The 24127-nt window shown below is 53.1% G+C and carries 22 protein-coding genes and 4 tRNA genes; 8 read left to right on the top strand and 18 right to left on the bottom strand.

Annotation, left to right across the window (positions count from 1 at the left end; translation table 11 throughout):
* Positions 1-6: 6 nt before the first annotated feature.
* The gene (gene pldB, locus NNO03_RS14285; RefSeq protein WP_271441020.1) at positions 7-1023 is read right to left on the bottom strand and encodes a lysophospholipase L2; all 1017 of its coding nucleotides are present in this window, start codon (positions 1021-1023) and stop codon (positions 7-9) included.
* Positions 1024-1133: 110 nt separating this feature from the next.
* Here pldB and rhtB point away from each other — a divergent pair, with 110 nt between their 5' ends.
* On the top strand, positions 1134-1754 hold the full coding sequence (gene rhtB, locus NNO03_RS14290; protein WP_271441019.1) for a homoserine/homoserine lactone efflux protein: 621 nt from the start codon (positions 1134-1136) through the stop codon (positions 1752-1754).
* Between the two features lie 45 nt (positions 1755-1799).
* Here rhtB and rhtC read toward each other — a convergent pair whose 3' ends face one another.
* The 3 genes from rhtC to pldA all read right to left on the bottom strand — a co-directional run bounded on the left by rhtC (position 1800) and on the right by pldA (position 5270).
* The gene (gene rhtC / locus NNO03_RS14295) at positions 1800-2420 is read right to left on the bottom strand and encodes a threonine export protein RhtC (RefSeq protein ID WP_271449821.1); all 621 of its coding nucleotides are present in this window, start codon (positions 2418-2420) and stop codon (positions 1800-1802) included.
* 63 nt (positions 2421-2483) lie between these two features.
* Positions 2484-4313 carry an ATP-dependent DNA helicase RecQ gene (gene recQ, locus NNO03_RS14300; RefSeq protein ID WP_271441016.1) on the bottom strand — a complete coding sequence of 610 codons (1830 nt, stop codon included), beginning with the start codon at positions 4311-4313 and terminating at the stop codon, positions 2484-2486.
* Positions 4314-4400: 87 nt separating this feature from the next.
* Positions 4401-5270, bottom strand: a complete 870-nt coding sequence (gene pldA, locus NNO03_RS14305; RefSeq protein WP_271441015.1) for a phospholipase A — start codon at positions 5268-5270, stop codon at positions 4401-4403.
* Positions 5271-5435: 165 nt separating this feature from the next.
* On the opposite strand from pldA, the gene yigI reads away from it, so the two are divergent.
* Together yigI and rarD are read left to right on the top strand one after the other, a co-directional pair.
* On the top strand, positions 5436-5903 hold the full coding sequence (gene yigI / locus NNO03_RS14310) for an acyl-CoA thioesterase YigI (RefSeq protein ID WP_005133301.1): 468 nt from the start codon (positions 5436-5438) through the stop codon (positions 5901-5903).
* Between the two features lie 51 nt (positions 5904-5954).
* Positions 5955-6848: an EamA family transporter RarD gene (gene rarD, locus NNO03_RS14315; protein WP_271449822.1), complete on the top strand. Its 894-nt coding sequence runs from the start codon at positions 5955-5957 to the stop codon at positions 6846-6848.
* An 88-nt stretch (positions 6849-6936) separates the two neighbouring features.
* Here the strand turns inward: rarD and corA are convergent, their stop codons facing one another.
* The 8 genes from corA to NNO03_RS14355 form a co-directional block, all read right to left on the bottom strand.
* The gene (gene corA, locus NNO03_RS14320) at positions 6937-7887 is read right to left on the bottom strand and encodes a magnesium/cobalt transporter CorA (RefSeq protein WP_271449823.1); all 951 of its coding nucleotides are present in this window, start codon (positions 7885-7887) and stop codon (positions 6937-6939) included.
* A gap of 154 nt (positions 7888-8041) precedes the next feature.
* Positions 8042-8098 (bottom strand): YsgD/CorL family protein, encoded by a 57-nt coding sequence (gene ysgD / locus NNO03_RS14325; RefSeq protein ID WP_212723238.1) that lies wholly within the window; start codon positions 8096-8098, stop codon positions 8042-8044.
* 264 nt (positions 8099-8362) lie between these two features.
* Positions 8363-10525 carry a DNA helicase II gene (gene uvrD, locus NNO03_RS14330; RefSeq protein ID WP_271441012.1) on the bottom strand — a complete coding sequence of 721 codons (2163 nt, stop codon included), beginning with the start codon at positions 10523-10525 and terminating at the stop codon, positions 8363-8365.
* A gap of 88 nt (positions 10526-10613) precedes the next feature.
* Positions 10614-11330, bottom strand: coding sequence for a 5-amino-6-(5-phospho-D-ribitylamino)uracil phosphatase YigB (gene yigB, locus NNO03_RS14335; RefSeq protein WP_271449824.1), 717 nt, complete (start codon positions 11328-11330; stop codon positions 10614-10616).
* On the bottom strand, positions 11330-12232 hold the full coding sequence (gene xerC, locus NNO03_RS14340; RefSeq protein WP_271449825.1) for a tyrosine recombinase XerC: 903 nt from the start codon (positions 12230-12232) through the stop codon (positions 11330-11332). Before xerC ends, yigB begins: the two co-directional genes overlap by 1 nt.
* A complete protein-coding gene (locus NNO03_RS14345) occupies positions 12229-12936 on the bottom strand; it encodes a DUF484 domain-containing protein (protein ID WP_271441009.1) in 708 nt (235 codons plus the stop codon). Before NNO03_RS14345 ends, xerC begins: the two co-directional genes overlap by 4 nt.
* Positions 12933-13757, bottom strand: coding sequence for a diaminopimelate epimerase (gene dapF, locus NNO03_RS14350; protein WP_040230073.1), 825 nt, complete (start codon positions 13755-13757; stop codon positions 12933-12935). Before dapF ends, NNO03_RS14345 begins: the two co-directional genes overlap by 4 nt.
* 36 nt (positions 13758-13793) lie before the next feature.
* Positions 13794-13997, bottom strand: coding sequence for a lipoprotein (locus NNO03_RS14355; protein ID WP_005133315.1), 204 nt, complete (start codon positions 13995-13997; stop codon positions 13794-13796).
* A 137-nt stretch (positions 13998-14134) separates the two neighbouring features.
* Here NNO03_RS14355 and cyaY point away from each other — a divergent pair, with 137 nt between their 5' ends.
* Positions 14135-14455: an iron donor protein CyaY gene (cyaY, locus tag NNO03_RS14360; RefSeq protein ID WP_271449826.1), complete on the top strand. Its 321-nt coding sequence runs from the start codon at positions 14135-14137 to the stop codon at positions 14453-14455.
* Positions 14456-14530: 75 nt separating this feature from the next.
* Here the strand turns inward: cyaY and cyaA are convergent, their stop codons facing one another.
* Positions 14531-17077, bottom strand: a complete 2547-nt coding sequence (gene cyaA / locus NNO03_RS14365) for a class I adenylate cyclase (RefSeq protein WP_202039645.1) — start codon at positions 17075-17077, stop codon at positions 14531-14533.
* A 395-nt stretch (positions 17078-17472) separates the two neighbouring features.
* On the opposite strand from cyaA, the gene hemC reads away from it, so the two are divergent.
* Genes hemC through hemY form a run of 4 tightly spaced genes read left to right on the top strand, consistent with a single transcriptional unit; the run spans position 17473 to position 21559 of the window.
* A complete protein-coding gene (gene hemC / locus NNO03_RS14370; RefSeq protein WP_271441007.1) occupies positions 17473-18414 on the top strand; it encodes a hydroxymethylbilane synthase in 942 nt (313 codons plus the stop codon).
* Positions 18411-19151, top strand: a complete 741-nt coding sequence (gene hemD, locus NNO03_RS14375; protein WP_271441006.1) for a uroporphyrinogen-III synthase — start codon at positions 18411-18413, stop codon at positions 19149-19151. Before hemC ends, hemD begins: the two co-directional genes overlap by 4 nt.
* A 21-nt stretch (positions 19152-19172) precedes the next feature.
* Positions 19173-20357, top strand: coding sequence for a uroporphyrinogen-III C-methyltransferase (gene hemX, locus NNO03_RS14380; RefSeq protein ID WP_271441005.1), 1185 nt, complete (start codon positions 19173-19175; stop codon positions 20355-20357).
* Positions 20358-20359: 2 nt separating this feature from the next.
* Complete coding sequence (hemY, locus tag NNO03_RS14385; RefSeq protein ID WP_271441037.1) at positions 20360-21559, top strand: protoheme IX biogenesis protein HemY; 1200 nt, start codon at positions 20360-20362, stop codon at positions 21557-21559.
* A 424-nt stretch (positions 21560-21983) separates the two neighbouring features.
* Here hemY and NNO03_RS14390 read toward each other — a convergent pair.
* The 5 genes from NNO03_RS14390 to NNO03_RS14410 form a co-directional block, all read right to left on the bottom strand.
* Positions 21984-22060: transfer RNA gene (locus NNO03_RS14390), tRNA-Pro, on the bottom strand.
* Positions 22061-22101: 41 nt separating this feature from the next.
* A tRNA-Leu gene (locus NNO03_RS14395) sits at positions 22102-22188 on the bottom strand.
* A gap of 20 nt (positions 22189-22208) precedes the next feature.
* Positions 22209-22284 (bottom strand) — tRNA-His (locus NNO03_RS14400).
* 56 nt (positions 22285-22340) lie between these two features.
* Positions 22341-22417: transfer RNA gene (locus NNO03_RS14405), tRNA-Arg, on the bottom strand.
* 102 nt (positions 22418-22519) lie between these two features.
* Complete coding sequence (locus NNO03_RS14410) at positions 22520-23905, bottom strand: amino acid permease (RefSeq protein WP_271449827.1); 1386 nt, start codon at positions 23903-23905, stop codon at positions 22520-22522.
* Positions 23906-24127: the final 222 nt, after the last annotated feature.

Raw genomic sequence — 24127 nt, forward strand, 5'->3', positions numbered from 1 at the left:
AAACCTCTAGGAAAAGCGAGTTCCGCTGGATGAGTTATGCCTGTTGAAAAAATCAACAATGGCGTTAAGCGCGACTGAGCGCATTGCGTCCTTTTCGAAAAGGATCTCATGGTACGCGCCTTTTATGACAAGCGGCTGACCTCCTTCTACCGGATGGCCTGCTGCAGCGCGGAGTTCACAAAAACGATCGTGCATGCGGTTATCCACCACACGCTCTTCTTCGGCCTGAATAAGCAGCGCTGGCGTTGCGTCATCACCCGCTCCGGCCAGAACCTGTTCGCCCGCCTGAATACCTTCACGCACCCAGTGATAGGTAGGGCCACCCACACGTAACCGCGGATCATCTGCGTAAAAGCGTAGGTTACGCCGATAGCGCTGTCGACTATGGGTTAGTGCATTCATACCGAATGGCAGCGCCCGCCAGCGGCCGGTCCCCATCGCATAGCCTTCACGGATGCGTGGATGCCCTTCAGCCCAGTCAAGAATGTGGCGCACCATCCAGTCGGGAAAACGCATCACGATACCAAACATGGGCGCACAAAGCGCAATGGCATCACATTGATTGGGATGGCGCTGCAGGAACAAGGTGGCAATCGCGCCGCCCATGGAATGCGCCAGTATATAGCGTTTTCGCCACGGGCCAGGCTGTACTTCCTGCTGCCAGAAGGCGGCTAAATCATCGACGTAGTCATTAAAGTTATCGACATGACCACGATGCGGGTCCGATAACATCCGCCCGGAACGCCCCTGACCACGGTGATCGATAATGAGTACGTCAAAACCAGAATGAAACAGGTCATACGCCAGCTCAGCGTATTTCACATAGCTTTCAATGCGCCCGGGACAGACAACGATGACGCGATCGTTTTTTTCGGCACGAAAGCGAACAAAATGTACGGGAACATCATCTACACCCGTAAACTCCGCTTCCTCCCGTTGCTGCCAGAAATCTGTCAGTGGACCCATGGAAAAAGCGGCAAACGCGTTTTCTCTTGTTTCCCAGTCTTTTTGCTGCTGAAACATCGGGTATCCAGCCTCGCTGACCAAGTAAAATCGTTTTTTTCGCCGCACCTGATACAACGCAACGGCAGTAGCGTATTGTGGCATAAAAATAGACAATCCGGGAGTTTCTCATGACCTTTGAATGGTGGTTCGCCTACCTGCTGACCTCTATTATTTTGAGCTTGTCTCCGGGCTCTGGCGCAATCAACACCATGACCACCGCCATCAGTCACGGCTATCGTGGCGCCAGCGCCTCTATTGCCGGTTTGCAGACCGGGCTTGGCATTCATATCGTACTGGTTGGTGTTGGGCTGGGGACACTGTTCTCACGTTCAGTCATCGCGTTTGAAGTACTGAAGTGGGCGGGAGCGGCCTATTTGATTTGGTTGGGTATTCAGCAATGGCGGGCAGCGGGCGCTATCGATCTGAACACCATGGCAAACACGCAAACACGCAGCCGCCTGTTCAAACGCGCGGTCTTCGTCAACCTGACCAACCCAAAGAGCATTGTGTTTCTCGCCGCCCTGTTCCCACAGTTCATCATGCCGCAAGAACCTCAGGTCATGCAGTATGTGGTGCTTGGTATCACCACCATCGTGGTCGATATCATTGTGATGATCGGTTACGCGACGCTGGCCACCCGCATTGCGGGCTGGATTAAGGGGCCAAAGCAAATGAAGGCGCTGAACAAGGTGTTTGGTTCACTGTTTATGCTGATAGGCGCCCTGCTGGCGTCGGCAAGGCATGCGTGATGTGAGTGCCGGATGACGCTAACGCTTATCCGGCCTGCAGGTAAATTAACGCGAAATAATCAGGTGAATACCGAAGCCTGCAAACAGTGCGCCAGCGAATCCATCGATCCACTTCGCCAGACGCTGATAACCACGACGCATTTTCGGCAGTGCAAACAGGCTGGCGACCACGGTAAACCACGCCAGCGTTTCCACGATGATTAGGGCAAAGATCCCCCAGCGCGCGCCCGTTCCTACATTATCGCCAACGAACAATGAGAACACGGAGCCAAAGTAGATAATGGCTTTAGGGTTCGCCAGGTTGGTGAGCAGACCTTTTAAAAAGCTGCGCCCGCTCTGTGCCAGTTCAACCTGTGGTGTTGGAGTCGCAACACTCTGCTTTTTAAACGCGCCGCGCAGCATCTGGTAGCCCATCCAACACAGATACAGCCCCCCGCCGACCATAATAATGGTATGCAGCCAGGCCATTTTTTCGATAATCAGGTGTAAACCGAGCAGTGCCACGCCAGCCCATACCATGACGCCACAGGTAATACCCAGCACACCCATCATCGCTTCTTTACGCGAACGGCTCACAGCTGTTTGAGAGACAAAGAAAAAATCGGGACCGGGACTCATCAGTGCAACGATATGCACCAACGCAACGGTGAAAAATAGCGTTAACATAAAAATGACTCGCGGGGGAATAGTTCAGTGAGTCACCATCCTGGCACTTTTTTGCCCGGCTGACTACTCTTCGTCGTCGCCATCAACGTGCGCACGAATAAGCGCCATAAACTCTTTGCCGAAACGCTCAAGTTTACGCATGCCCACGCCGTTGACGCTTAACATTTCGCTCGGAGAAACCGGCATCTGCTCGGCCATTTCTATCAGCGTCGCATCGTTGAAAACCACATACGGCGGGATATTTTCTTCATCGGCAATCGCCTTACGCAGCTTACGCAATTTGGCGAAGAGCTTGCGGTCGTAGTTGCCACCGAAGGATTTCTGCATCGCACGCGGTTTCAGCGCCACAATACGCGGCACGGCAAGTTGTAACGAGATTTCGCCACGCAGAACCGGTCGTGCGGCTTCGGTTAACTGTAACGCAGAGTGATGGGCAATATTCTGCGTCACCAGACCAAGGTGAATCAATTGGCGGATCACACTCACCCAATGTTCATGGCTCTGTTCACGACCAATGCCATAGACCGGCAGCTTGTCATGAGCCAGCTCGCGAATACGTTGGTTATTGGCTCCGCGCAAGACTTCCACGACATATCCCATACCAAAGCGTTGGTTGACGCGGTAGATTGTCGACAGCGCCTTACGCGCATCCATTAAACCATCGTACTGTTTTGGCGGGTCGAGACAAATATCGCAGTTGCCGCACGGCTCCTGACGCCCTTCACCAAAATAATTCAGCAATACCAGACGACGACAGGTTTGCGCCTCGGCAAACGCTCCCATCGCATTGAGTTTATGCCGTTCAATATCCAGTAACTGCCCGGCTGGTTTCTCTTCCAGGCAACGGCGTAACCATGCCATATCAGCGGGATCGTAAAACAGCATCGCTTCCGCAGGCAGGCCATCACGCCCTGCACGGCCGGTTTCCTGGTAATAAGATTCGATGTTACGCGGGATATCAAAATGCACCACAAAGCGTACGTTAGGTTTGTTGATTCCCATCCCGAACGCTACGGTCGCCACCACGATTTGCAGGTCATCGCGTTGGAATTTTTCCTGCACCTCGGCACGTACACTGTTTTCCAGTCCAGCATGATAGGCCCCCGCGCTGATGCCACGACTTTGCAGACGCGCTGCGGTGTCTTCGACCTTCGCGCGGCTGTTACAGTAAATAATGCCGGACTTGCCGCGCTGTTCTTGTACATAGCGCATCAGCTGATCGAGCGGCTTAAACTTCTCCATCAGCATGTAGCGAATATTCGGCCGGTCAAAACTGCTGATCTGAATGAGCGGATCGTTCAACCCCAGCAGACGCACAATATCCAGGCGAGTGGTGTCATCAGCAGTCGCGGTCAGCGCCACGAACGGCAGCGTCGGGAAACGCTGACGCAATTGCCCCAACGCGGCGTATTCAGGGCGGAAATCGTGCCCCCATTGCGAGATGCAGTGCGCTTCATCAACGGCCAGCAACACCGGATTCCAGTGCGCCAGATGTTCGAGGAAGTTATCCAGCATCAAACGTTCGGGCGCAATGTACAGCAAGCGAATTTGCCCGCTGCGACAGCCAGCCATGACCTCAAGCTGCTGTTCACGACTTTGGGTAGAGTTCAGACACGCCGCCGCCACGCCGTTTGCTAATAATTGGTCGACCTGATCTTTCATCAGGGAAATAAGCGGCGAGACAACAACGGTGAGTCCGTTCAGCAATAATGCGGGGATTTGATAGCACAGGGATTTACCACCACCGGTCGGCATGACGACCAGGCAGTCGCGACCAGAAAGCACAGTATCGATAATTTCTTCCTGCCCAGGGCGAAACTGTTGGTAGCCAAAGGTTTCCTGCAAAACCTGTTTAGCGCCCATTTCCAGATTCAACACTTCCGCCTGCGCCACATTAACCCCATTAGCCTTAAAGAAAAACAGGCGCTATTTTCAGCGCCTGAGAGAGAAACTGCAATGATTAAAATGCTATCAAACCTATCAGAAGATATCGTTGAGCATCACACCCACACCCACACGCGTCTGATTGAAATTGTAGTCGATCAGCGATTCGCCGTAGCCGCTATAGACCTGGGTGTAGAAGCGAACATGCTTAGTGATCGGGTAGCTCGCGCCGATTTCAGCACCACCGTAACCGGTATTCCAGTTGTACTGGCCTTTCACGCTGATGACGGCATCACCGAGGTGATAGCCCATTTTCAGCTGGTAGTAGCCCATGTATTTGGTGATGTCGGGGTTATCGTCAGTGCTGCCGATGACGTACCACGGTTTAACCTCCACCAGCCAGTTGCCATTTTCAGCCATCAGACGAGTGTACAGACGGTTCCAGCTACGCGAGGTGGGATCGGATCGCCCATTTGAATCATGGTTATAGCCCATTTCGACATCACGTAGCGTCCAGCCAGCAACGCGATAATCCGTGGCGAAACCCAGAAACAGCTGCGGCTCGTAGTTAGTTTCACGAAACGGTGAAGACTCTTCACTATTAGAAAGCTGCCACCAGGATTTCTGAGTATATGAACCACCGAGCACTGAATTCGGGCCCAAAATCCCGCGCCAAAGCGGAAATGCCAGGCTTAGCTGAAACTTAACCTCATCTTTGCGCGCATTATCCGACCAGTTATAGCTGCTGATCGCCTCTTTGTTCATGTCGCTGGTATTGGTGTAGATGAGATAGTTGGTGTCATAGGGGTACAGCGTGAAAGGATTATCGTGTTCTTGCAGCATATTGGCGATAATACTGCCTCTCACTGCTGGTGCATCATGAATCTCTTTCACTGTCGCTTCCTGCGCATACGCGGTCAACGGCAGCATGACTGCTGGTAGTAACCAACCCAGAATCGCCCGCATCGGTAGTGTTCTCCTGAACCAAAATATTGATGAATTGTATAATTATCTACCAAGTATTCTACATACTTAGCTAGTTCCTCGTTAGTTATCCCGTCCTAAAGTAGAAAACAACAAATAATAAGCATAATATCAACATTTCATTAACCAATAAGGTGTCGGGATCGTATGTCTGCTGTTCTTACTGCTGAGCAAGCCCTTAAATTAGTGGGTGAAATGTTTGTCTATCATATGCCGTTTAATCGGGCATTGGGGCTGGAACTGGAACGTTATGAAAAAGAATTTGCGCAATTAGCGTTTAATAACCAACCGATGATGGTCGGCAACTGGGCACAAAGCATCCTGCACGGCGGGGTGATCGCCTCAGCGCTGGACGTTGCCGCCGGGCTGGTGTGCGTTGGCAGTACGCTAACCCGCCACGAGACCATCAGCGAGGACGAGCTACGCCAGCGAATGTCACGAATGGGCACCATCGATCTGCGCGTTGATTACCTGCGACCAGGCAGAGGAAATCGCTTTACGGCCACCAGCAGTCTGCTGCGAGCAGGCAATAAAGTGGCAGTCGCGCGGGTGGAACTGCACAACGAAGAACAGCTTTATATCGCCAGTGCAACTGCCACTTATATGGTGGGGTAAGCGCCTGAAAAAAGGTAAACTACGGTTACTTTTCTGCAATGAGTTCTCCCAATGGATGCTAAACAAACGCGGCAGGGCGTGTTACTCGCTCTTGCTGCCTATTTTATTTGGGGTATCGCTCCCGCCTACTTCAAACTGATTTACTACGTCCCGGCGGATGAGATCCTGACGCACCGCGTCATCTGGTCATTTTTCTTTATGGTGGCGCTGATGAGCGTTAGTCGCCAATGGTCAGGTGTCAAAACGCTGCTGCAAACGCCAAAGAAGATTTTTCTGCTGGCGCTCTCGGCGGTCCTAATCGGCGGAAACTGGCTGCTCTTTATCTGGGCGGTCAATAACCACCATATGCTGGAAGCCAGCCTCGGTTACTTTATTAACCCACTGGTAAATATCGTGTTGGGGATGATTTTCCTCGGAGAACGCTTCCGCCGTATGCAGTGGCTGGCAGTACTGTTAGCCGCCTGCGGCGTACTGGTACAGCTGTGGACCTTTGGATCGCTGCCAATAATCGCCTTGGGACTGGCGTTCAGCTTTGCTTTCTATGGTCTGGTGCGCAAGAAAATCGCTGTCGAAGCACAAACCGGCATGCTGATCGAAACTCTGTGGCTCTTACCCATTGCGGCCATCTATCTGTTTGGTATCGCAGACAGCCCGACCAGCCATATGGGTCAGAACCCCATGTCACTCAATCTGCTGCTGATTGCTGCGGGTGTCGTGACCACTATCCCACTGCTGTGCTTTACCGGTGCGGCAACCCGTTTACGTCTATCCACGCTGGGCTTTTTCCAGTATATCGGGCCAACGCTGATGTTCCTGCTGGCGGTAACGTTCTACGGTGAAGTGCCGGGAGCGGATAAAATGGTCACCTTCGCCTTTATCTGGGTAGCGCTGGCAATTTTCGTGATGGATGCAATTTATACGCAAAGACGGGTACGTCGGAACTGAAGAAGTGCCGGATGGAGGCTACGCCTTATCCGGCCTACGGAGATGTGCTTTTGTAGGCCGGATAAGCGAAGCGCCATCCGGCATATCATTACAGCCAGTTCTTGCGCTTAAAGTACAGATACGGCGCCAGACCTGCGAGCATCATAAAGACAATCGCGCCAGGATAACCGAAGCTCCAGTGCAGCTCAGGCATAAACTCAAAGTTCATGCCATAGCTGGAAGCGACCAGCGTCGGCGGCAGGAACACGACAGAAACCACCGAGAAGATCTTGATGATGCGGTTCTGCTCGATGTTGATAAAGCCCATCGCCGCCTGCATCAGGAAGTTAACTTTCTGGAACAGTGATTCGTTGTGCGGCAACAGGGACTCGATATCGCGCAGGATCTCACGCGCCTGCTCCAGCTGACTACCCGGCAGACGCGCTTTGCGCACCAGGAAGTTCAGTGCGCGCTGGGTATCCATCAGACACAGACGTACCTTCCAGCCGATATCTTCCAGCTCCGCCAGCGTGGACAGCGCTTCGTCGTACTCATCACCCTGACGCCCTTCCATGATCACACGGCTGAGTTTTTCCAGATCGCTATAGATGTTTTCTATCTCATCTGCCAACTGTTCTATTTTGGTTTCGAACAGATCGAGCAGCAGCTCATAGGCGTTGCCATCCACCATCGCCTGATTACGCGCACGCATGCGGTACAGGCGAAATGCCGGTAGCTCACGTTCGCGTAGGGTAAACAAGCGGCCTTCGCGAATGGTAAATGCGACAGTTGAGTTGCCCGCGTGATCGTCGGCGTCTTCATAAAAGAAGAAGGAGTGGATATGCAAACCGTCTTCGTCTTCAAAAAAACGTGCGGATGCTTCGATGTCTTCCAGTTCAGGGCGCGTGGCCAGATTCTGGCCCAAGTCCTTTTGCACACGGTTTCGTTCATCGTCGTCCGGCTCGACTAAATCAACCCAGACCGAACTGGCCAGGTGCTCGATCTCATCCGCCTCAAGACGTGTTAAACGATTGTTTTCCAGTTGAAATGCGCTCAGCATGACCGGGACTCCCAATGCAAAAAATTATCGGACAGTTCGGTGGGCACACAGAAACAAATTGGGTTTCAGACCATTAAACAGCCTGACTCAGCGCGACGGGAAAAAACAGAAGGTCGCTGACAACCGCGAAGGCTATCAGCAAAAAGGGATAGCCTTAGGAGTTGATCCTGGATGACAGGATAATGAGCCAGTATCTACTGGGTGTGTCCAAGGCGAATGTCCTCTTAGCGTAATCGTGCGCGCATGTTACGCCAGCAAAATTTTGACGTCAACACGCAACGGATGGCGAAAAAGTAATAATTTCCCCTTATACAGAAAGGTTAGCAGAGGGGAATTATTTATCTATGATTTCAGAATATTAACCGACAGATAGCCGGATGGCGGCTTCGCCTTATCCGGCCTACAAATAAAAATGTACCCGGTCTGTAGGCCGGATAAGGCGCTACAGCGTCGCCATCCGGCAAAGCAGAACCGATCACACCGTTTCCAGTCTGGCGTAGGCCGCCACCAACCATTTGATGCCCTGCCCCTGGAACGCCACCTGCAGGCGACTATGCTCACCGCTGCCTTCGAGATTGACGATTGTGCCTTCGCCAAACTTGGCGTGGCGCACACGCTGGCCAAGCTTATAACCGGTGTCGTTCTCCGCCATTGGCGTTCCCATCCGTTGATGGCTGACCGGGCGGCTGACGGTGGCACGCAGGCGAACCTCTTCCACGCACGCTTCCGGCAGTTCGCCGATAAAGCGCGATGGGCGATGGTACACCTCTTTGCCGTACAGACGGCGCGTTTCGGCATAGGTTAGTGTCAGCTTCTGCATAGCACGGGTGACGCCGACATAGGCCAGACGGCGTTCTTCTTCCAGACGACCACCTTCGTCCAGCGACATCTGGCTGGGGAACATACCTTCTTCCATCCCCACGATAAACACCTGCGGGAACTCAAGGCCTTTCGCCGAGTGCAGGGTCATCAGCTGTACCGCGTCCTGCCAGGTATCCGCCTGCCCTTCGCCCGCTTCCAGCGCGGCGTGGGAGAGAAATGCCTGCAGCGGCATTAAATCTTCATCTTCTTCGTTGTAGCTGAACTGGCGTGTTGCTGTGACCAGTTCGTCTAAGTTTTCGATACGTGTCTGGCCTTTCTCGCCTTTCTCCTGCTCGTACATCATGCGCAGGCCGGAGTCTTTCACCACCCGGTCTGTTTGCACATGCAGTGGCATATCGGCCGTTTCCTGCGCCAGGGCATCAATCAGCTCCATAAAACGCTGTAGCGCGCTGGCAGCACGACCGGCAAGGGCTTTTTCCTGTAGCAACTCACGACATGCCTGCCACAGCGTCAACTGGCGGTCACGCGAGGTCTGACGCACCACATCTAAAGTACGATCGCCAATCCCGCGGGTTGGCGTATTCACCACGCGTTCAAACGCAGCATCATCGTTGCGGTTAGCGATCAAACGCAGGTAAGAGAGCGCATCTTTGATTTCCTGGCGTTCAAAGAAGCGCATACCGCCGTAAATACGGTACGGCATGCTGGCCTGTAACAACGCCTCTTCCAGTACGCGCGACTGGGCGTTGCTACGATACAGAATGGCGCATTGTTCCAGCGCGCCGCCGTTGTCCTGCCAGGTCTTGATACGGTTGACCACAAAGCGCGCTTCATCCAGTTCGTTGAACGCGCAGTACAGAGAGATCGGTTCACCGTCGGCGCCGTCAGTCCACAGCTTTTTACCCAGACGCCCGTTGTTGTTTTCAATCAGCGCGTTGGCCGCGCTGAGGATGTTGTTGGTCGAACGGTAGTTCTGCTCCAGACGGATGGTTTCTGCACCGGGGAAGTCAGTGAGGAAGCGCTGGATGTTTTCCACCTGCGCGCCGCGCCAGCCGTAGATCGACTGATCGTCATCACCCACGATCATCACTTTGCCGGTATCGCCCGCCAGCAGACGGATCCACGCGTACTGAATGTTGTTGGTATCCTGGAATTCGTCCACCAGGATATTGGTAAAGCGTTCGCGGTAGTGCTGCAGGATATGCGGCTTGTTGAGCCACAGTTCATGGGCGCGCAGCAGCAGCTCGGCGAAATCCACCAGCCCCGCGCGGTCACACGCCTCCTGGTACGCCTGATAGACTTTCTGCCAGGTTTGCTCAACTGGGTTGCCATAGCTCTGTAAATGGTGCGGGCGCAGCCCTTCGTCTTTCTGGCTGTTGATGAACCACATCGCCTGACGCGGTGGCCACTGCTTCTCATCCAGATTCATTGCTTTGATAAGGCGCTTGAGCAGACGCAACTGGTCTTCGCTGTCGAGGATCTGGAAATCCTGCGGCAGATTCGCATCCATATGGTGCGCACGCAGCAGACGGTGTGCCAGGCCATGGAACGTCCCCACCCACATACCGCCCTGGCTGGTTCCCATGATCTGACCAATACGGTGGCGCATTTCTGCCGCCGCTTTGTTGGTAAACGTCACCGCCATAATGGAGTACGGCGAGTTGTTCTCAACCGTCAGTAACCAGGCAATACGGTGCACCAGCACACGCGTTTTACCACTCCCCGCGCCCGCCAGAACCAGCATGTTGCTGCGTGGCGCGGCCACCGCTTCACGCTGTTTGTCATTAAGGCTGTCGAGCAGGTAAGAAACGTCCATTGGCACCGCCGCGTAAAAGTAGGTAGGGCGGATAAGCGTAGCGCCATCCGCCAAAAAGCTGGGTATATATACAGAGTTCTGTTGGTGATTATATCAGCGAGGTCAGAGATGCCAACTGTGAAATTTCGATATGCGGCAGCAAACGGCTGTCTGCGGTTTGCATCAGGTCGGCATTTTCCGGTTTGATCCAGCAAGCCTGCATGCCGCAACGAATGGCACCTGCGACGTCTGTCGTCAGGTCATCGCCCACGTGCAGAATCTCACCTACCGGCATTTTTAGTTTTTCCGCGGCCAGCGAGTACATATCGCTGAACGGTTTTGATCGCCCATCCGGGCCCGCACGCAGCACAAACTCAAAGTAATCCCCCAGACCAAACAGCTCTGGTTGCGCATTACCGTTGGTGATCGCCACCAGCGGCCATTTGCGAGCCAGTGCCTTTAATGTGTCATGCGTTGTCTGCGGGACGTCAATACGGCTACGCCATTTGGCGAAATTCATCATCGCCGCGTTCGCCCCCATCAGCGCCTCTGCTGTCGACAGCCCAGCTTCCAGCATAGCGCGCTCGACGGCACGATGACGCCAACGGGTAACGTCGTGGTAGATTTCCGGTTCAGCGTCGCGCACAACCTGGCGTAAACGCTGGAGGTCGCTATTTTGTAACGCGCGCAGCGCGGGATGGTAATTTTGGACAAACGCGAGCGCTTCCTGCTCGGTGCGTGTGATAACGGGACGGTTATCGTAAAGGGTATCATCAAGGTCAAAGGTGAGCGCAGAAATGCGCCCCAAAGGCCGGTAAAAACGCATTATTTCCCCCGTTTGGCGCGTGGATGCGCCGCATCGTACACTGAAGCCAGGTGTTGAAAGTCAAGATGGGTATAGATTTGGGTCGTTGAGAGGTTGGCATGGCCCAATAACTCCTGCACACCGCGCAGATCGCCGCTCGACTCCAGCATATGTGTCGCAAAAGAGTGGCGCAATTTGTGGGGATGCACGTGACTGTTAAGCCCCTGTTTAATCCCCCACTCGGCAAAGCGTTTCTGCACGTTACGCGCAGAGATGCGTTTGCCCAGTTTTGACAGGAACAGCGCATCGTCATCGCTGCCAAACAGTCCGCGCAGATCCAACCAGTGCTCAATCCACGTCACCGCATTGCGGCCAATCGGCAGACGGCGTTCTTTACTGCCCTTGCCCATCACCCACACTTCGCCAGTATCAAGATCGAGATGTTTAATATCCAGCCCAACCAGTTCAGACAGACGCAGCCCTGCGCCGTACATCACTTCTAACATTGCCCGGTCGCGCACGGCGAGGGGATCGTTGAGATCGATATCCAGCAGGCGATTAACATCATCAACGTCGATATTTTTGGGTAAATGGCGCGGCGCTTTCGGCGCGGAAACACTTTTTGCCGGATTAGCGTTCAGCTCGCCCTGATTAACCATCCAGTCGAAGAAACTGCGCAGTGCAGACAGGCGCAACGCCAGACTGGCAGGTCCCAGCCCTTTACGGCGACTACGTACGGCAAAACTACGAACCATGAGCGCATCACACTGCTGCCAGCTTTGCAGACCGGTTTCACCGGCTAACGCGATAATGGCATCAAGCTGACGCTGATAATTAAGTAACGTGACAGGGCTCAGTTGGCGCTCAACGCCCAGATAACGTAAAAAGCGCGTCACATCCTGAGAAAGAGGTGAATCGGTCATACGCGTTCAATCCAACGCTCCAGCAGTTCCGGCAACATCAGCGAAATTTCCTGCAATAACTGCGTGCCCTGCCCCTGCTGGTAATGATTGGCATCACGGCTACTGAACAACATGACACCAAGTGAGCCATCTTGCCCCAACATCGACATTGCCACCGAGCCGATGGCTTTCGCTTCCGGCATCATGATTAACAGTTCCGGGCCGTGGAGTGGTCCAAGGTAGTGCTGTGACTGACCAAGACGCTGAATGCGCAGCGGTTCAAAAGCCTGACGGCTTAATGCCAGATGGGTAAATTTCGAGGGAGCACCAAGTCGCCAGCGATCCGGAAACAGACGAACCGTCGCTCCCGCCAGCCCTAACTCACGCGCCCAGCGATGAAGTCGCATCAGCATGTCATCGAGACTGTTCGCGGACACCAGTCGTCCTTGCAGATTTAACAGTCGATAGAACAGGCTTTCGTTGGCATTCGCTTGTTCCATCAACAACGCCATGTTCTCTTCCAGCACGTTGATATGATTACGTGCTCGAGCCATATGCCATTCAACTAAAGAGACCGTGCCCCGCACCGGGTGCGGGACGCGCATCGCTTCAACCGCTTGAGCATTACGGATAAAAAACTCAGGATTACGTTGCAGATAATCGACGACCGCCCGGTCGTCCAGTTCCATGAGCGTTTCCTGTAGTTCTTCCCCTGGTTGCTTCATAAGTGAATAAATCCGTCGTAGACATGTGCCGCCGGGCCAGTCATATATAACGGATGACCCGGACCTTTCCAGGCGATATCAAGTCGACCGCCCGGTAATTCCACCCTCACTTCATCTGCCAGCAGGCCCTGCTGAATACCGACAGCGACAGCCGCACACGCGCCGCTGCCACAAGCCTGCGTTTCACCTGCGCCACGCTCATAAACACGCAGTCGGATATGCTCACGTTTGACCACTTGCATAAAGCCGATATTGGCGCGCTCAGGGAAGCGTTCATGGCTTTCCAGAACCGGCCCCAGAGTTTCCACCGTGGCCGTATCAACATCATCAACCTGAATCACGCAATGCGGATTCCCCATTGAAACCACGCCGCACAATACTGTCTGCTCGGCCACTCGCATAATATAGGTCTTCTCTGCTTTATTGGCACGAAAAGGGACCTGCGAGGGTTCAAAGTTGGGTTCTCCCATGTTGACCCGCACCAGCTCATCGTCCGTTACGCTTAATACCATGCGGCCATTCGCGGTACTGACACGAATATCACGCTTATTCGTCAACCCTTTCAGGCGCACAAAACGGGCAAAGCAACGAGCGCCATTTCCACACTGCGAGACTTCACTGCCATCAGCATTGAAAATGCGGTAATGGAAATCCAGCTCCGGATCGTAAGGCGGCTCGACGACCAGTAATTGATCGAACCCAACACCCAGATGCCTGTCAGACAAACGACGGATCAGCTCGGGTGAGAAAAAGACATTCTGCGTTACCGCGTCGACGACCATAAAATCGTTGCCAAGGCCATGCATTTTAGAGAATTGCATTGTTTACTCCGTTCACGCGGGTACAGAAACTTACCGTCAGTAATTCACCTGAGAAGGTCCATCACTGATTCCACGATCGTTTTTATCCGGCGTCGTAGATTGTGCTGGCGACTGAATGCTCTTCGTCGGAGGCGGCGCGTTTTTGTCTGCTGGCGGGAAATAGAGAGGTCCCTTCAGACCACAGCCCGTCAGGCTGAACAGTGTAAAAAGTACAGCGAGTGCCTGAAACACGTTTTTCATTATGGATTGCCTGTAAGTTCATGCTTTCTGTTTTCTATCATCGCAGGAGAAGGCGTAAAAGCAAGAGTTTGGCTAAAAACTGCAACGTGATTTATTCCGCGTTATACTGCGACCATCACGAAAAACAGGATAAAAAAATGAACGACAGTGAATTTCATCGCCTTACCGACACCCTGTGGATGACCATTGAAGAGCGTCTGGACGACTGGGACGGCGACAGCGATATCGATTGTGAGATCAACGGTGGCGTACTGACTATCAGCTTCGAAAATGGCAGCAAAATTATCATTAACCGTCAGGAACCGCTGCACCAGGTATGGTTGGCCACTAAACAGGGCGGTTACCATTTTGACCTGAAAGGCGACGAGTGGATTTGCGACCGCAGCGGCGAAACGTTCTGGGATCTGCTGGAACAGGCTGCTACGCTGCAGGCGGGTGAAGAGGTGAGCTTCCGTTAAGTTTTAGTGCCGGATGCGCCTCGCTTATCCGGCCTACTCTGGCCCGATAAGCGTCATGCATCCGGGAAAGTTAACTCACGAGAAATACTGCTGCAACAGCGGCGTGTCGTTATCCTGACTGGTTTGTGGGACTGGACTAATCGGCTGGGTGCGGAACGGGATCACCTGCGCGCGCCCGTCAGTTTTCACAATCTGATAAAACTGCGGCAGGTTAAAGTTGATAAAACTGGAGCCGTAAGTGAAGCGATCGTGCGACGATGAATAGAAGCGGCTGACATCCCGCACCAGCTCTTCTTTACTGCCTTCACAGTGGTGATACACCTCGACACGGTTACTCTCGTCCAGAATGTAGATGTTAAAGCCCTGCTCATCACCCGTCTCTTCAAAAAAGAACTGAATGATCCCTTCGCTGGCAAAACCGTCCACCACCGACGGCAATTTCACATGGTTGGTCTCAACCTGAACGGAAAGACCGTGCAATTTGTTGTGCGAAATCGCGCCATAGAATTCAATGGCGTTTTCCAGTTTCTGCACCGAGACGTTCAGACGTTCGAAGAACAGGCCCCACGTCTGACCGGAAACACGCAGCGCTTTGAAGCGCCCAGTTTCCTGGCGCGTACTGGACAGGCGCAGTTCGATGCACTCAGACACCAGTTGCTGGACACGCGTGCGGATTAAACCACGCAAATGCTGGCTGTAACAGAACACGTCAACGCTATCCGGTGGCGCGGCATCCTGATGCATTTTGCCCAGAATCGTTTTTAACGCTTCAATCATCGCCTGCTCGCCGTTGAAGTGCAGGGTTCGCACTTCATTCCACGAGTTGCGATACAGCAGATCTACGCTACCCACCAGACAATTTTGCTCTTCGCCAAAGCTAAAGACATCCAGCTTACGGAAATCAAAATGCACGACCTGATTGCGGAACGCCGCCGTCGGGTCATATTCGAGGTTGACGATAATTGCCAGATGGCGAATTTCGCACGGGCTGTACAGCGCTTTCGGCGTTGGTGCCGGCAGACGCAGCGGGAAGTGGTGCGAGACATCGGCGACCATCTCCTGCAGCTTCGGCAAGTCGACAATACCGTTACCCTTAATAAACAAATGCGTACGCGATGTCAGCAGGCCGTTAAACCATGCCCACGCCACCAGCTTATTGAGATAGCGGTTATATTCCAGCGGCTGATGGCTGATGATCGAATCCATGTTAGGTGCGCGGTTGTAGAGATACCAACCCGAACGGTTGGCGCGACCTGGCGGCACGTGGATAAAGGTCAGATTGGGTTCTGAGAGATCCGGTGAGATCTGCGGATTCACCAGCGTCACTTTGCCGGGCAAGGCTTCAAATGCGGCATACAGCTTACGGGTCAGCACGCCAATATCCTGCGGACTGGCGCTGACGCTAAGATTGTTGCGGCGCGCAAAACGAATCAAATTACGATAGCTCTGCATCATTGCATCGAGCAGTTCGTTGTGCGCTTCGCGTACCTGGTCAATTTTCCAGTTAGCGCGGTTATCCAGCATCGTCAGGCGGGCTTCATCCCAACCCCACTCTTGTACTAACTGACTTAACACTTCACGACGCCAGCCCACGCAGGCGCGTTCACGGCTCAGTTTCTCACAGACTTTTAAGTAGAAACATCGACGCACTAAATCAAGACGTGTTGGGTCCTCAATCGCAGTGAGGTACTCGGTTACACGTTCCAACATCATGCAGTATGGGTCGAGACCAAAAGAGACAATCTCGCCGTCGTGCAGGCGCTGTTTAATGTCTTTCGCCAACAGGCGTGGATTGGGGTATTCCCAGGAATAGGCTTCCAACAGCAGCGTTTTCAGCACCGCTTTGTACGGGGAATCGATACTCTTGTACAACTGCCAGAGGCTGGCACCAAAGTACTCTTCGGCGGAAAGCGAACTGAGTCCACCCAGATCCAGCCATTCGTTTGGCGTTAACACCCCCTGAGCGTAGAGCGTCATGACGTAATCGTCGTAATGCTCTTCTTCATCGCCAGGCACCATATTCCACAGAATACGTTTACCTGCGAGGCGCACAGCGGTGCGATAGAATTCATCAAGCAGCAGGATATGCTGCGTCGAGCCACAGTCTTCACCACCCAGACTGCCGCTTTCATTATGGCGGAAACGGTTTTCATCAATCAGGAAGAAACTGACTTCCACGCCCAGCGAGGCGGCCCAACTTTCCAGCAGGCTGCATTTACGTTGCAGCAACTGCCGCTCTTCGCTATCCAGCCAGGATTGATGGCAGACCCAAATATCGAGGTCAGAGGAACAGCTTTGCCCTACGGAAGAGGTGCTGCCCATAGAGTAAACGCCGGTGATCGGCAGTTCGCCCTTTGGAGGGTCCTGCGGTGACATACCGCGGTACAGTTCCAGCTCATTCAGGTAGTGGCGTTGGGTTTCATCAGGCGTGTAAAAGCATATGCCTTTGGGAACGTTACCATCGAGGTAACCCGGCATCAGTGGGTGGTGGTAGTGCAATAATGTCGGCAGCAGACTGTATACCTGCTGGAAGGCAGGTCCCATGGCAGCAAGCGCGCGATCCACACGCAGTTGATTTATGGCATCCAGTCTCTGTTTCAGAGTCTCAATATAGAGGTACAAGACGTATCGCCTGATGTTGCTATCCATCATGTTGTCGATTGCTGCGGCGCAAGCGCTCATCAACAATCTTCAGCAATTCGGATAAACCGTATGTCAAAAATAACCGTTACCGTTTTTTCACCCCTATTTTTTTAGGGAGTACAGCCGAAAAAATGGTCTAAAACGTGATCAATTTAACACCTTGCTCATTGACCGTAAAGAAAGATGCGCTACATACAAGTGTAGCACCGTTCGTTACGTGTAAATTCCTTCATACGGTCGGGAGGTTTCTCGTCATTAATCACTGCCAGTGATGATGCAGCGCCTTTTCCTCTCACTTACGTTTGAGCGTAACGCTGACATCCCTTTGATAAGGATGTTAGGATGGTCAATGATTGATAATGACGGTAACAAGCATGTTAGACAATGTTTTGAGAATTGCCACACGCCAAAGCCCCCTTGCGCTCTGGCAGGCACATTATGTCAAAGACGCCTTAATGGCAAACCACCCCGGTCTGGTCGTTGAACTGGTTCCCATGGTGACCCGTGGCGACGTGATTCTGGATACCCCACTGGCAAAAGTCGGGGGTAAGGGCTTGTTTGTTAAAGAGTTGGAAGTCGCGCTACTGGAAAAACGCGCAGATATCGCCGTGCATTCCATGAAGGATGTGCCGGTCGAATTTCCTGAAGGTCTTGGGCTGGTCACTATTTGCGAGCGTGAAGATCCGCGTGATGCTTTCGTCTCAAATAAATACAACACGCTGGATGAGCTGCCAGCAGGGAGCATCGTTGGAACGTCCAGCTTACGTCGCCAGTGCCAATTGGCAAAACAGCGCCCGGATCTCATCATCCGCTCGCTGCGCGGCAACGTAGGTACTCGCCTGAGCAAACTGGACAACGGTGACTACGACGCCATTATTCTGGCCGTCGCTGGATTAAAACGCTTAGGGCTGGAGTCACGAATCCGCGCAGCACTGGCACCAGAAGTGTCTCTGCCTGCGGTCGGACAAGGCGCTGTGGGTATCGAATGTCGACTCGACGATCAGCGCACTCAGGCACTGTTAGCGCCACTCAACCATGAAGAAACAGCCCTGCGCGTAAAAGCAGAACGCGCCATGAACACCCGCCTCGAAGGGGGATGTCAGGTTCCTATCGGCAGCTATGCGGAACTCATCAACGGTGAGATTTGGCTACGCGCGTTAGTCGGTGCGCCAGATGGTTCACAGATGGTATGTGGAGAACGTCGTGGCGCTGCGCAGGATGCGGAAAAAATGGGTATATCTCTGGCAGAAGAACTGCTGGAAAACGGTGCACGCGCCATTCTGGCTGAAGTTTATAACGGAGATGCCCCCGCATGAGTATTCTGGTCACCCGCCCATCTCCCGCTGGGGAAGAGTTAGTGAGCCGTCTGCGCACACTGGGGCAGGTGGCCTGGAGTTTTCCGCTTATTGAGTTCGCGCCGGGCCGGGAACTGCCAACGCTGGCTCCCCGTCTTTCGGCGCTCACCGAAAACGATCTGGTTTTTGCTCTCTCACAGCACGCCGTGACCTTTGCCGATGCTCAACTTCAGCGGCAAGGGGTAAGTTGGTCCACTCTCCCGCGCTATTTTGCCATCGGCCGTACAACGGCGCTGGCGTTGCACACCGTGAGCGGATGCAATATTCACTATCCGTTGGATCGGGAAATTAGCGAAGTCTTGCTACAATTACCTGAATTACAAAATATTGCGGGAAAACGCGCGCTGATTTTACGTGGCAACGGCGGTCGGGAGTTGATCGGTGAAACCCTGATAACGCGCGGAGCCGATGTTGATTTTTGTGAATGTTATCAACGCAGTGCAAAACATTACGATGGCGCAGAGGAAGCGATGCGCTGGCAATCACGCGGTGTGAAAACAGTGGTTGTCACCAGCGGAGAGATGCTACAGCAGCTCTGGGCGCTTATTCCGCAGTGGTATCGTGAGCACTGGTTACTACGCTGTCGGCTGCTGGTCGTCAGTGAGCGTCTGGCGAACCTCGCCCGGGAACTGGGCTGGCAAGATATTAAGGTCGCTGATAACGCCGACAACGATGCGCTACTACGCGCATTACAATAACTCTCATAATGGGATGCCATAATGACGGAACAAGAAAAAACCTCCGCCGTGGTTGAAGAGACCAGGGAGGCCGTGGACACCACATCACAGCCAGTCAACAACACTGAAAAAAAGAGTAAGAACAGTACCGCACTGATTCTGAGCGCTGTGGCGATTGCTATTGCGCTGGCGGCAGGCGTGGGGCTGTATGGCTGGGGGAAACAGCAGGCCACTACGCAGACAGCAACCAGTGATGCGCTGGCAAACCAGCTCATGGCGCTGCAAAAAGCGCAAGAAACCCAAAAGACTGAGCTGGAAGGAATTATTAAGCAGCAGGCAACACAGCTGGATGAAGCCAATCGCCAGCAGACTGCGCTGGCCAAACAGCTTGATGAGGTTCAGCAAAAAATCGCCACTATATCCGGAAGCGATGCCAAAACCTGGCTGCTGGCGCAGGCCGATTTTCTGGTGAAACTGGCGGGGCGTAAATTATGGAGCGATCAGGACGTTACCACCGCCGCAGCGTTGCTGAAAAGCGCCGACGCCAGCCTGGCTGACATGAATGACCCCAGTTTAATTGCCGCTCGTCGCGCGATTACCGACGATATCGCCAGCCTCTCTGCGGTCACTCAGGTCGACTATGACGGCATTATCCTCAAGGTAAACCAGCTCGCTAACCAAATTGATAACCTGCGTCTGGCTGATAACGATACCGATGATTCACCGATGGATTCGGACAGCAGCGAGCTTTCCAGCTCCATTAGCGAATGGCGCGTCAATCTACAAAAAAGCTGGCAGAACTTTATGGACAGCTTTATCACCATTCGCCGTCGTGATGAAACCGCCGTCCCGCTACTGGCGCCAAACCAGGATGTTTACTTACGTGAGAACATCCGTTCACGCCTGCTCGTGGCGGCGCAAGCCGTACCTCGCCATCAGGAAGAAACATACCGCCAGGCGCTGGAAAATGTCTCCACATGGGTTCGCGCCTATTACGACACTGACGATGCAGCGACAAAAGCGTTCCTTGAAGAGGTCGATCAACTGAGCCAGCAAAGCATCAGCATGGACGTACCGGAAACACTTCAGAGCCAGGCTGTTCTTGAGAAGCTAATGCAGACTCGCGTGCGTAATTTGCTGGCCCAACCATCCACATCACCGGCGGAAGCCGCACCTGCACCAGTACCTCAGGCAGATGCTCCGGCAACCGCGCCGCAGGGAGAATAATGATGCTAAAAGTATTATTACTCTTTGTGCTGTTGATCGCCGGGATCGTCGTTGGTCCGATGATTGCTGGTCATCAGGGTTATGTTCTGATCCAGACGGATAACTACAACATCGAAACCAGCGTGACGGGTCTGGTGATCATTCTGATCGTCGCAATGGTTATTCTTTTTGCGATTGAGTGGCTGCTGCGCCGTATATTCCGTACTGGTGCGCATACCCGCGGCTGGTTTGTGGGGCGTAAACGCCGTCGTGCGCGCAAGCAGACCGAGCAGGCGCTGCTTAAACTGGCAGAAGGCGACTATCAGCAGGTTGAAAAGCTGATGTCAAAAAATGCCGATCACGCAGAACAACCGGTGGTGAATTACCTTCTGGCGGCAGAAGCGGCTCAGCAGCGTGGTGATGAAGCTCGCGCTAATCAACACCTTGAACGCGCAGCCGAACTCGCCGGAAATGATACGATCCCGGTCGAAATCGCCCGTGTTCGTTTGCAGCTGGCCCGTAATGAAAACCATGCCGCACGCCACAGTGTAGACAAACTGCTGGAAGTGACGCCACGCCATCCGGAAGTCTTGCGCCTGGCTGAACAGGCTTACATTCGCACCGGTGCGTGGAGTTCTTTGCTGGATATCATTCCATCAATGGCGAAGGCGCATGTGGGTGATGAAGAACACCGTGCGATGCTGGAACAGCAGGCATGGGTGGGTCTGATGGATCAGGTTCGCGCCGATCAGGGCAGCGAGGGATTACGCGCATGGTGGAAAAACCAGAGCCGTAAGACTCGTCAGCAGGTTGCCCTACAGGTGGCGATGGCAGAACATCTGATTGAGTGTGACGATCACGATACGGCACAGCAAATCATCATCGATGGTCTGAAACGTCAGTATGACGACCGCCTGGTGCTGCCGATCCCACGTCTGAAAACCAACAACCCGGAACAGATAGAAAAAGTGCTGCGCCAGCAAATTAAAGTGGTGGGCGACCGCCCACTGCTGTGGAGTACGCTTGGTCAGTCATTGATGAAGCACGGTGAATGGCAGGAAGCTACGCTCGCCTTCCGTGCCGCGCTTAAACAACGCCCGGATGCATACGACTATGCCTGGCTTGCTGACGCGCTGGACAGACTACATCAGCCGGAAGAGGCCGCAACAATGCGTCGTGATGGCCTGATGTTGACGCTGCAGAACAACAATCCCCCGCAGTAATTCTCCCTTGCCCGGTAGCGCTTCGCCTGCCGGGCCTACCGCATACACAAAATCATTCCGGACGGATATGCATAAAAAAACGCCCGCTCTTTTGGAGCAGGCGCTAAACAGGTCTGTATGACAACATAAATGGGTGCTTCACTCAACGTTATGTCCATGGTGTTTGATGAAGCTAAAGCGACATCTGTCAGTGGACGATAAGCACCGTAAACGGCTCTGCATCATTCCTGAGTTTATGAGGCCTGATGGCGAACATAAGAGATGGAATGAGCATCTACACGCATATTATTACACAGCGTATGTGGTGATTGCACTGTAAAAACCAGGGATTGCGGCTTTTTAAGACTTCATGACATTTGGGGGAGAAGAGGTACAAAAGTGAGGAACAGAAAACAAAAAACCCCGCCGAAGCGGGGTTCAAAATTGGTCGGCGAGAGAGGATTCGAACCTCCGACCCACTGGTCCCAAACCAGTTGCGCTACCAAGCTGCGCTACTCGCCGTTTTACTGCTTTTTGAATTTTTAGTTCAATTCTTTAAGTCGTGGTGCGAGGGGGGGGACTTGAACCCCCACGTCCGTAAGAACACTAACACCTGAAGCTAGCGCGTCTACCAATTCCGCCACCTTCGCATTTCACAACTTTAAATTAATGGGGTGGCTAATGGGATTCGAACCCACGACAACTGGAATCACAATCCAGGGCTCTACCAACTGAGCTATAGCCACCACTGCAAATCTTTTACGCGGTATTAAAACCACCGCAGCTCTGGCACCCTACTAAATGGTGCGCCCGACAGGATTCGAACCTGAGACCTCTGCCTCCGGAGGGCAGCGCTCTATCCAGCTGAGCTACGGGCGCTTAGCGCCGTTGCGGGGCTGGATATTACGGAGGTCTCGGTCTGCTGTCTAGTGCTTTTTTAAAATAAATTATCGTTTGGTCACGCTTTGTGCGTTTTGTCGCTTATTCCTCCAGTTTTTGGGCTACACCATGGCGATTCAGGCCAAAAACCTTATAAATGAGCGTTACTGCCAACAGGAAGCCAATGCCAACAAAAAGCGACATTCGGGTATCTTCATTAAAGTACATCCCAATTAATACGCAAATCAGGAATGCCATCGTCAAATAATTCGCCCACGGGAACAGAATGGAACGGAACGGATGGCTGGCTATCGCTTCCTTATGTGCCTGACGGAAACGCAACTGGCTTATCAGGATCACAAACCACGGAACCATGCCCGGCAACACGCTGGCGCTATAGACATAAACGAACACCCGCTGCGGATTGGGAATGATGTAGTTCAGGCACGAGCCAATCAGCAGGATCACGATAGAAATCGCCACACCAGCGACTGGCACTCCGTGACGAGAGACTTTTCCGACGGCGGCAGGTAATTGGCGGTTCTTTGCCAGCGCATAGAGCATACGGCCACAGCTGTACATCCCGCTGTTACAGCCAGATAGCGCGGCCGTCAGGACCACAAAGTTGATAATCCCAGCGGCTGCCGTAATACCAATCTTGGCAAAAGTGAGAACGAACGGGCTGCCGTTACTACCAATCTCATTCCACGGGAAGATAGTGACGATAACAAAAATCGCACCTACGTAGAAAATCAGAATGCGCCACAGAACCTTACCCACGGCGCTACGTAGCGTGACCTGCGGGTTTTTAGCCTCACCTGCCGTGATGCCGATAAGCTCCACGCCCTGATAGGAAGCAACAACAATACACAGTGCTGTCAGGAACCCTTTCCAGCCCCCCGCGAAGAAGCCGCCATGCTCGGTCAAATTGCCAAAGCCAATCGCCTGACCACCATTACCAAAACCGAAGAAAATAACCCCTACGCCAATGACAATCATCACAATGATGGTGGTCACTTTAATCATGGCAAACCAGAATTCGATTTCACCATACAAGCGAACTGCTGCCAGGTTTGCCAGCGCTACCAGACCCACCGCAATCAACGCGGGTATCCATTGTGCCATTTCCGGGAACCAGAACTGCACGTAGACCCCAATGGCGGTAATCTCCGAGATCCCCACCGCCATCCACATAAACCAATATGACCATGCGGTAAGATAGCCAAAGAAGGGGCTCATATAACGGTGAGCGTAAACGGCGAATGAGCCAGTGACCGGCTCCAGGAACAACATCTCCCCCATGGAACGCATGATGAAGAAGACGAACAGCCCAGCGACGATATACGCCAGCAGAACCGATGGTCCAGCCCATTTCAGGGTACTGGCAGCCCCCATAAACAGTCCGACACCAATGGTCCCCCCAAGGGCTATCAATTCGATATGACGAGCCTCCAGCCCACGCTGTAGCTCAGATTTATTCTCTGCCATAGATCCTCTTGTTGTGATTGCATTGTTTCCGGTATTTCCGGTTATCGTTATGGGTACATCGTTTTTTTTGCCATAACAGGCCATTCAGCACCGACCGCTTACGGTTGGCGCCAAAAACACCACGGCACTGCAATGATTGTTGCGAATGGTTTCTTAAAATCGTCTAAATGGCAATTAAAGCATTCAAAAAATGAATAGATTGTGCGAGAAAGCAGCGATTAT

Source organism: Citrobacter sp. Igbk 16 (assembly GCF_028069755.1).
In the GTDB taxonomy this organism is placed as follows: Bacteria; Pseudomonadota; Gammaproteobacteria; order Enterobacterales; family Enterobacteriaceae; genus Citrobacter.

Bases quoted from the DNA above. Each gene is read 5' to 3' on its own strand.
- pldB (WP_271441020.1), bottom strand. From the start codon at position 1,023: ATGTTTCAGCAGCAAAAAGACTGGGAAACAAGAGAAAACGCGTTTGCC.
- rhtB (WP_271441019.1), top strand. From the start codon at position 1,134: ATGACCTTTGAATGGTGGTTCGCCTACCTGCTGACCTCTATTATTTTG.
- rhtC (WP_271449821.1), bottom strand. From the start codon at position 2,420: ATGTTAACGCTATTTTTCACCGTTGCGTTGGTGCATATCGTTGCACTG.
- pldA (WP_271441015.1), bottom strand. From the start codon at position 5,270: ATGCGGGCGATTCTGGGTTGGTTACTACCAGCAGTCATGCTGCCGTTG.
- yigI (WP_005133301.1), top strand. From the start codon at position 5,436: ATGTCTGCTGTTCTTACTGCTGAGCAAGCCCTTAAATTAGTGGGTGAA.
- rarD (WP_271449822.1), top strand. From the start codon at position 5,955: ATGGATGCTAAACAAACGCGGCAGGGCGTGTTACTCGCTCTTGCTGCC.
- corA (WP_271449823.1), bottom strand. From the start codon at position 7,887: ATGCTGAGCGCATTTCAACTGGAAAACAATCGTTTAACACGTCTTGAG.
- uvrD (WP_271441012.1), bottom strand. From the start codon at position 10,525: ATGGACGTTTCTTACCTGCTCGACAGCCTTAATGACAAACAGCGTGAA.
- yigB (WP_271449824.1), bottom strand. From the start codon at position 11,330: ATGCGTTTTTACCGGCCTTTGGGGCGCATTTCTGCGCTCACCTTTGAC.
- xerC (WP_271449825.1), bottom strand. From the start codon at position 12,232: ATGACCGATTCACCTCTTTCTCAGGATGTGACGCGCTTTTTACGTTAT.
- NNO03_RS14345 (WP_271441009.1), bottom strand. From the start codon at position 12,936: ATGAAGCAACCAGGGGAAGAACTACAGGAAACGCTCATGGAACTGGAC.
- dapF (WP_040230073.1), bottom strand. From the start codon at position 13,757: ATGCAATTCTCTAAAATGCATGGCCTTGGCAACGATTTTATGGTCGTC.
- NNO03_RS14355 (WP_005133315.1), bottom strand. From the start codon at position 13,997: ATGAAAAACGTGTTTCAGGCACTCGCTGTACTTTTTACACTGTTCAGC.
- cyaY (WP_271449826.1), top strand. From the start codon at position 14,135: ATGAACGACAGTGAATTTCATCGCCTTACCGACACCCTGTGGATGACC.
- hemC (WP_271441007.1), top strand. From the start codon at position 17,473: ATGTTAGACAATGTTTTGAGAATTGCCACACGCCAAAGCCCCCTTGCG.
- hemD (WP_271441006.1), top strand. From the start codon at position 18,411: ATGAGTATTCTGGTCACCCGCCCATCTCCCGCTGGGGAAGAGTTAGTG.
- hemX (WP_271441005.1), top strand. From the start codon at position 19,173: ATGACGGAACAAGAAAAAACCTCCGCCGTGGTTGAAGAGACCAGGGAG.
- hemY (WP_271441037.1), top strand. From the start codon at position 20,360: ATGCTAAAAGTATTATTACTCTTTGTGCTGTTGATCGCCGGGATCGTC.
- NNO03_RS14410 (WP_271449827.1), bottom strand. From the start codon at position 23,905: ATGGCAGAGAATAAATCTGAGCTACAGCGTGGGCTGGAGGCTCGTCAT.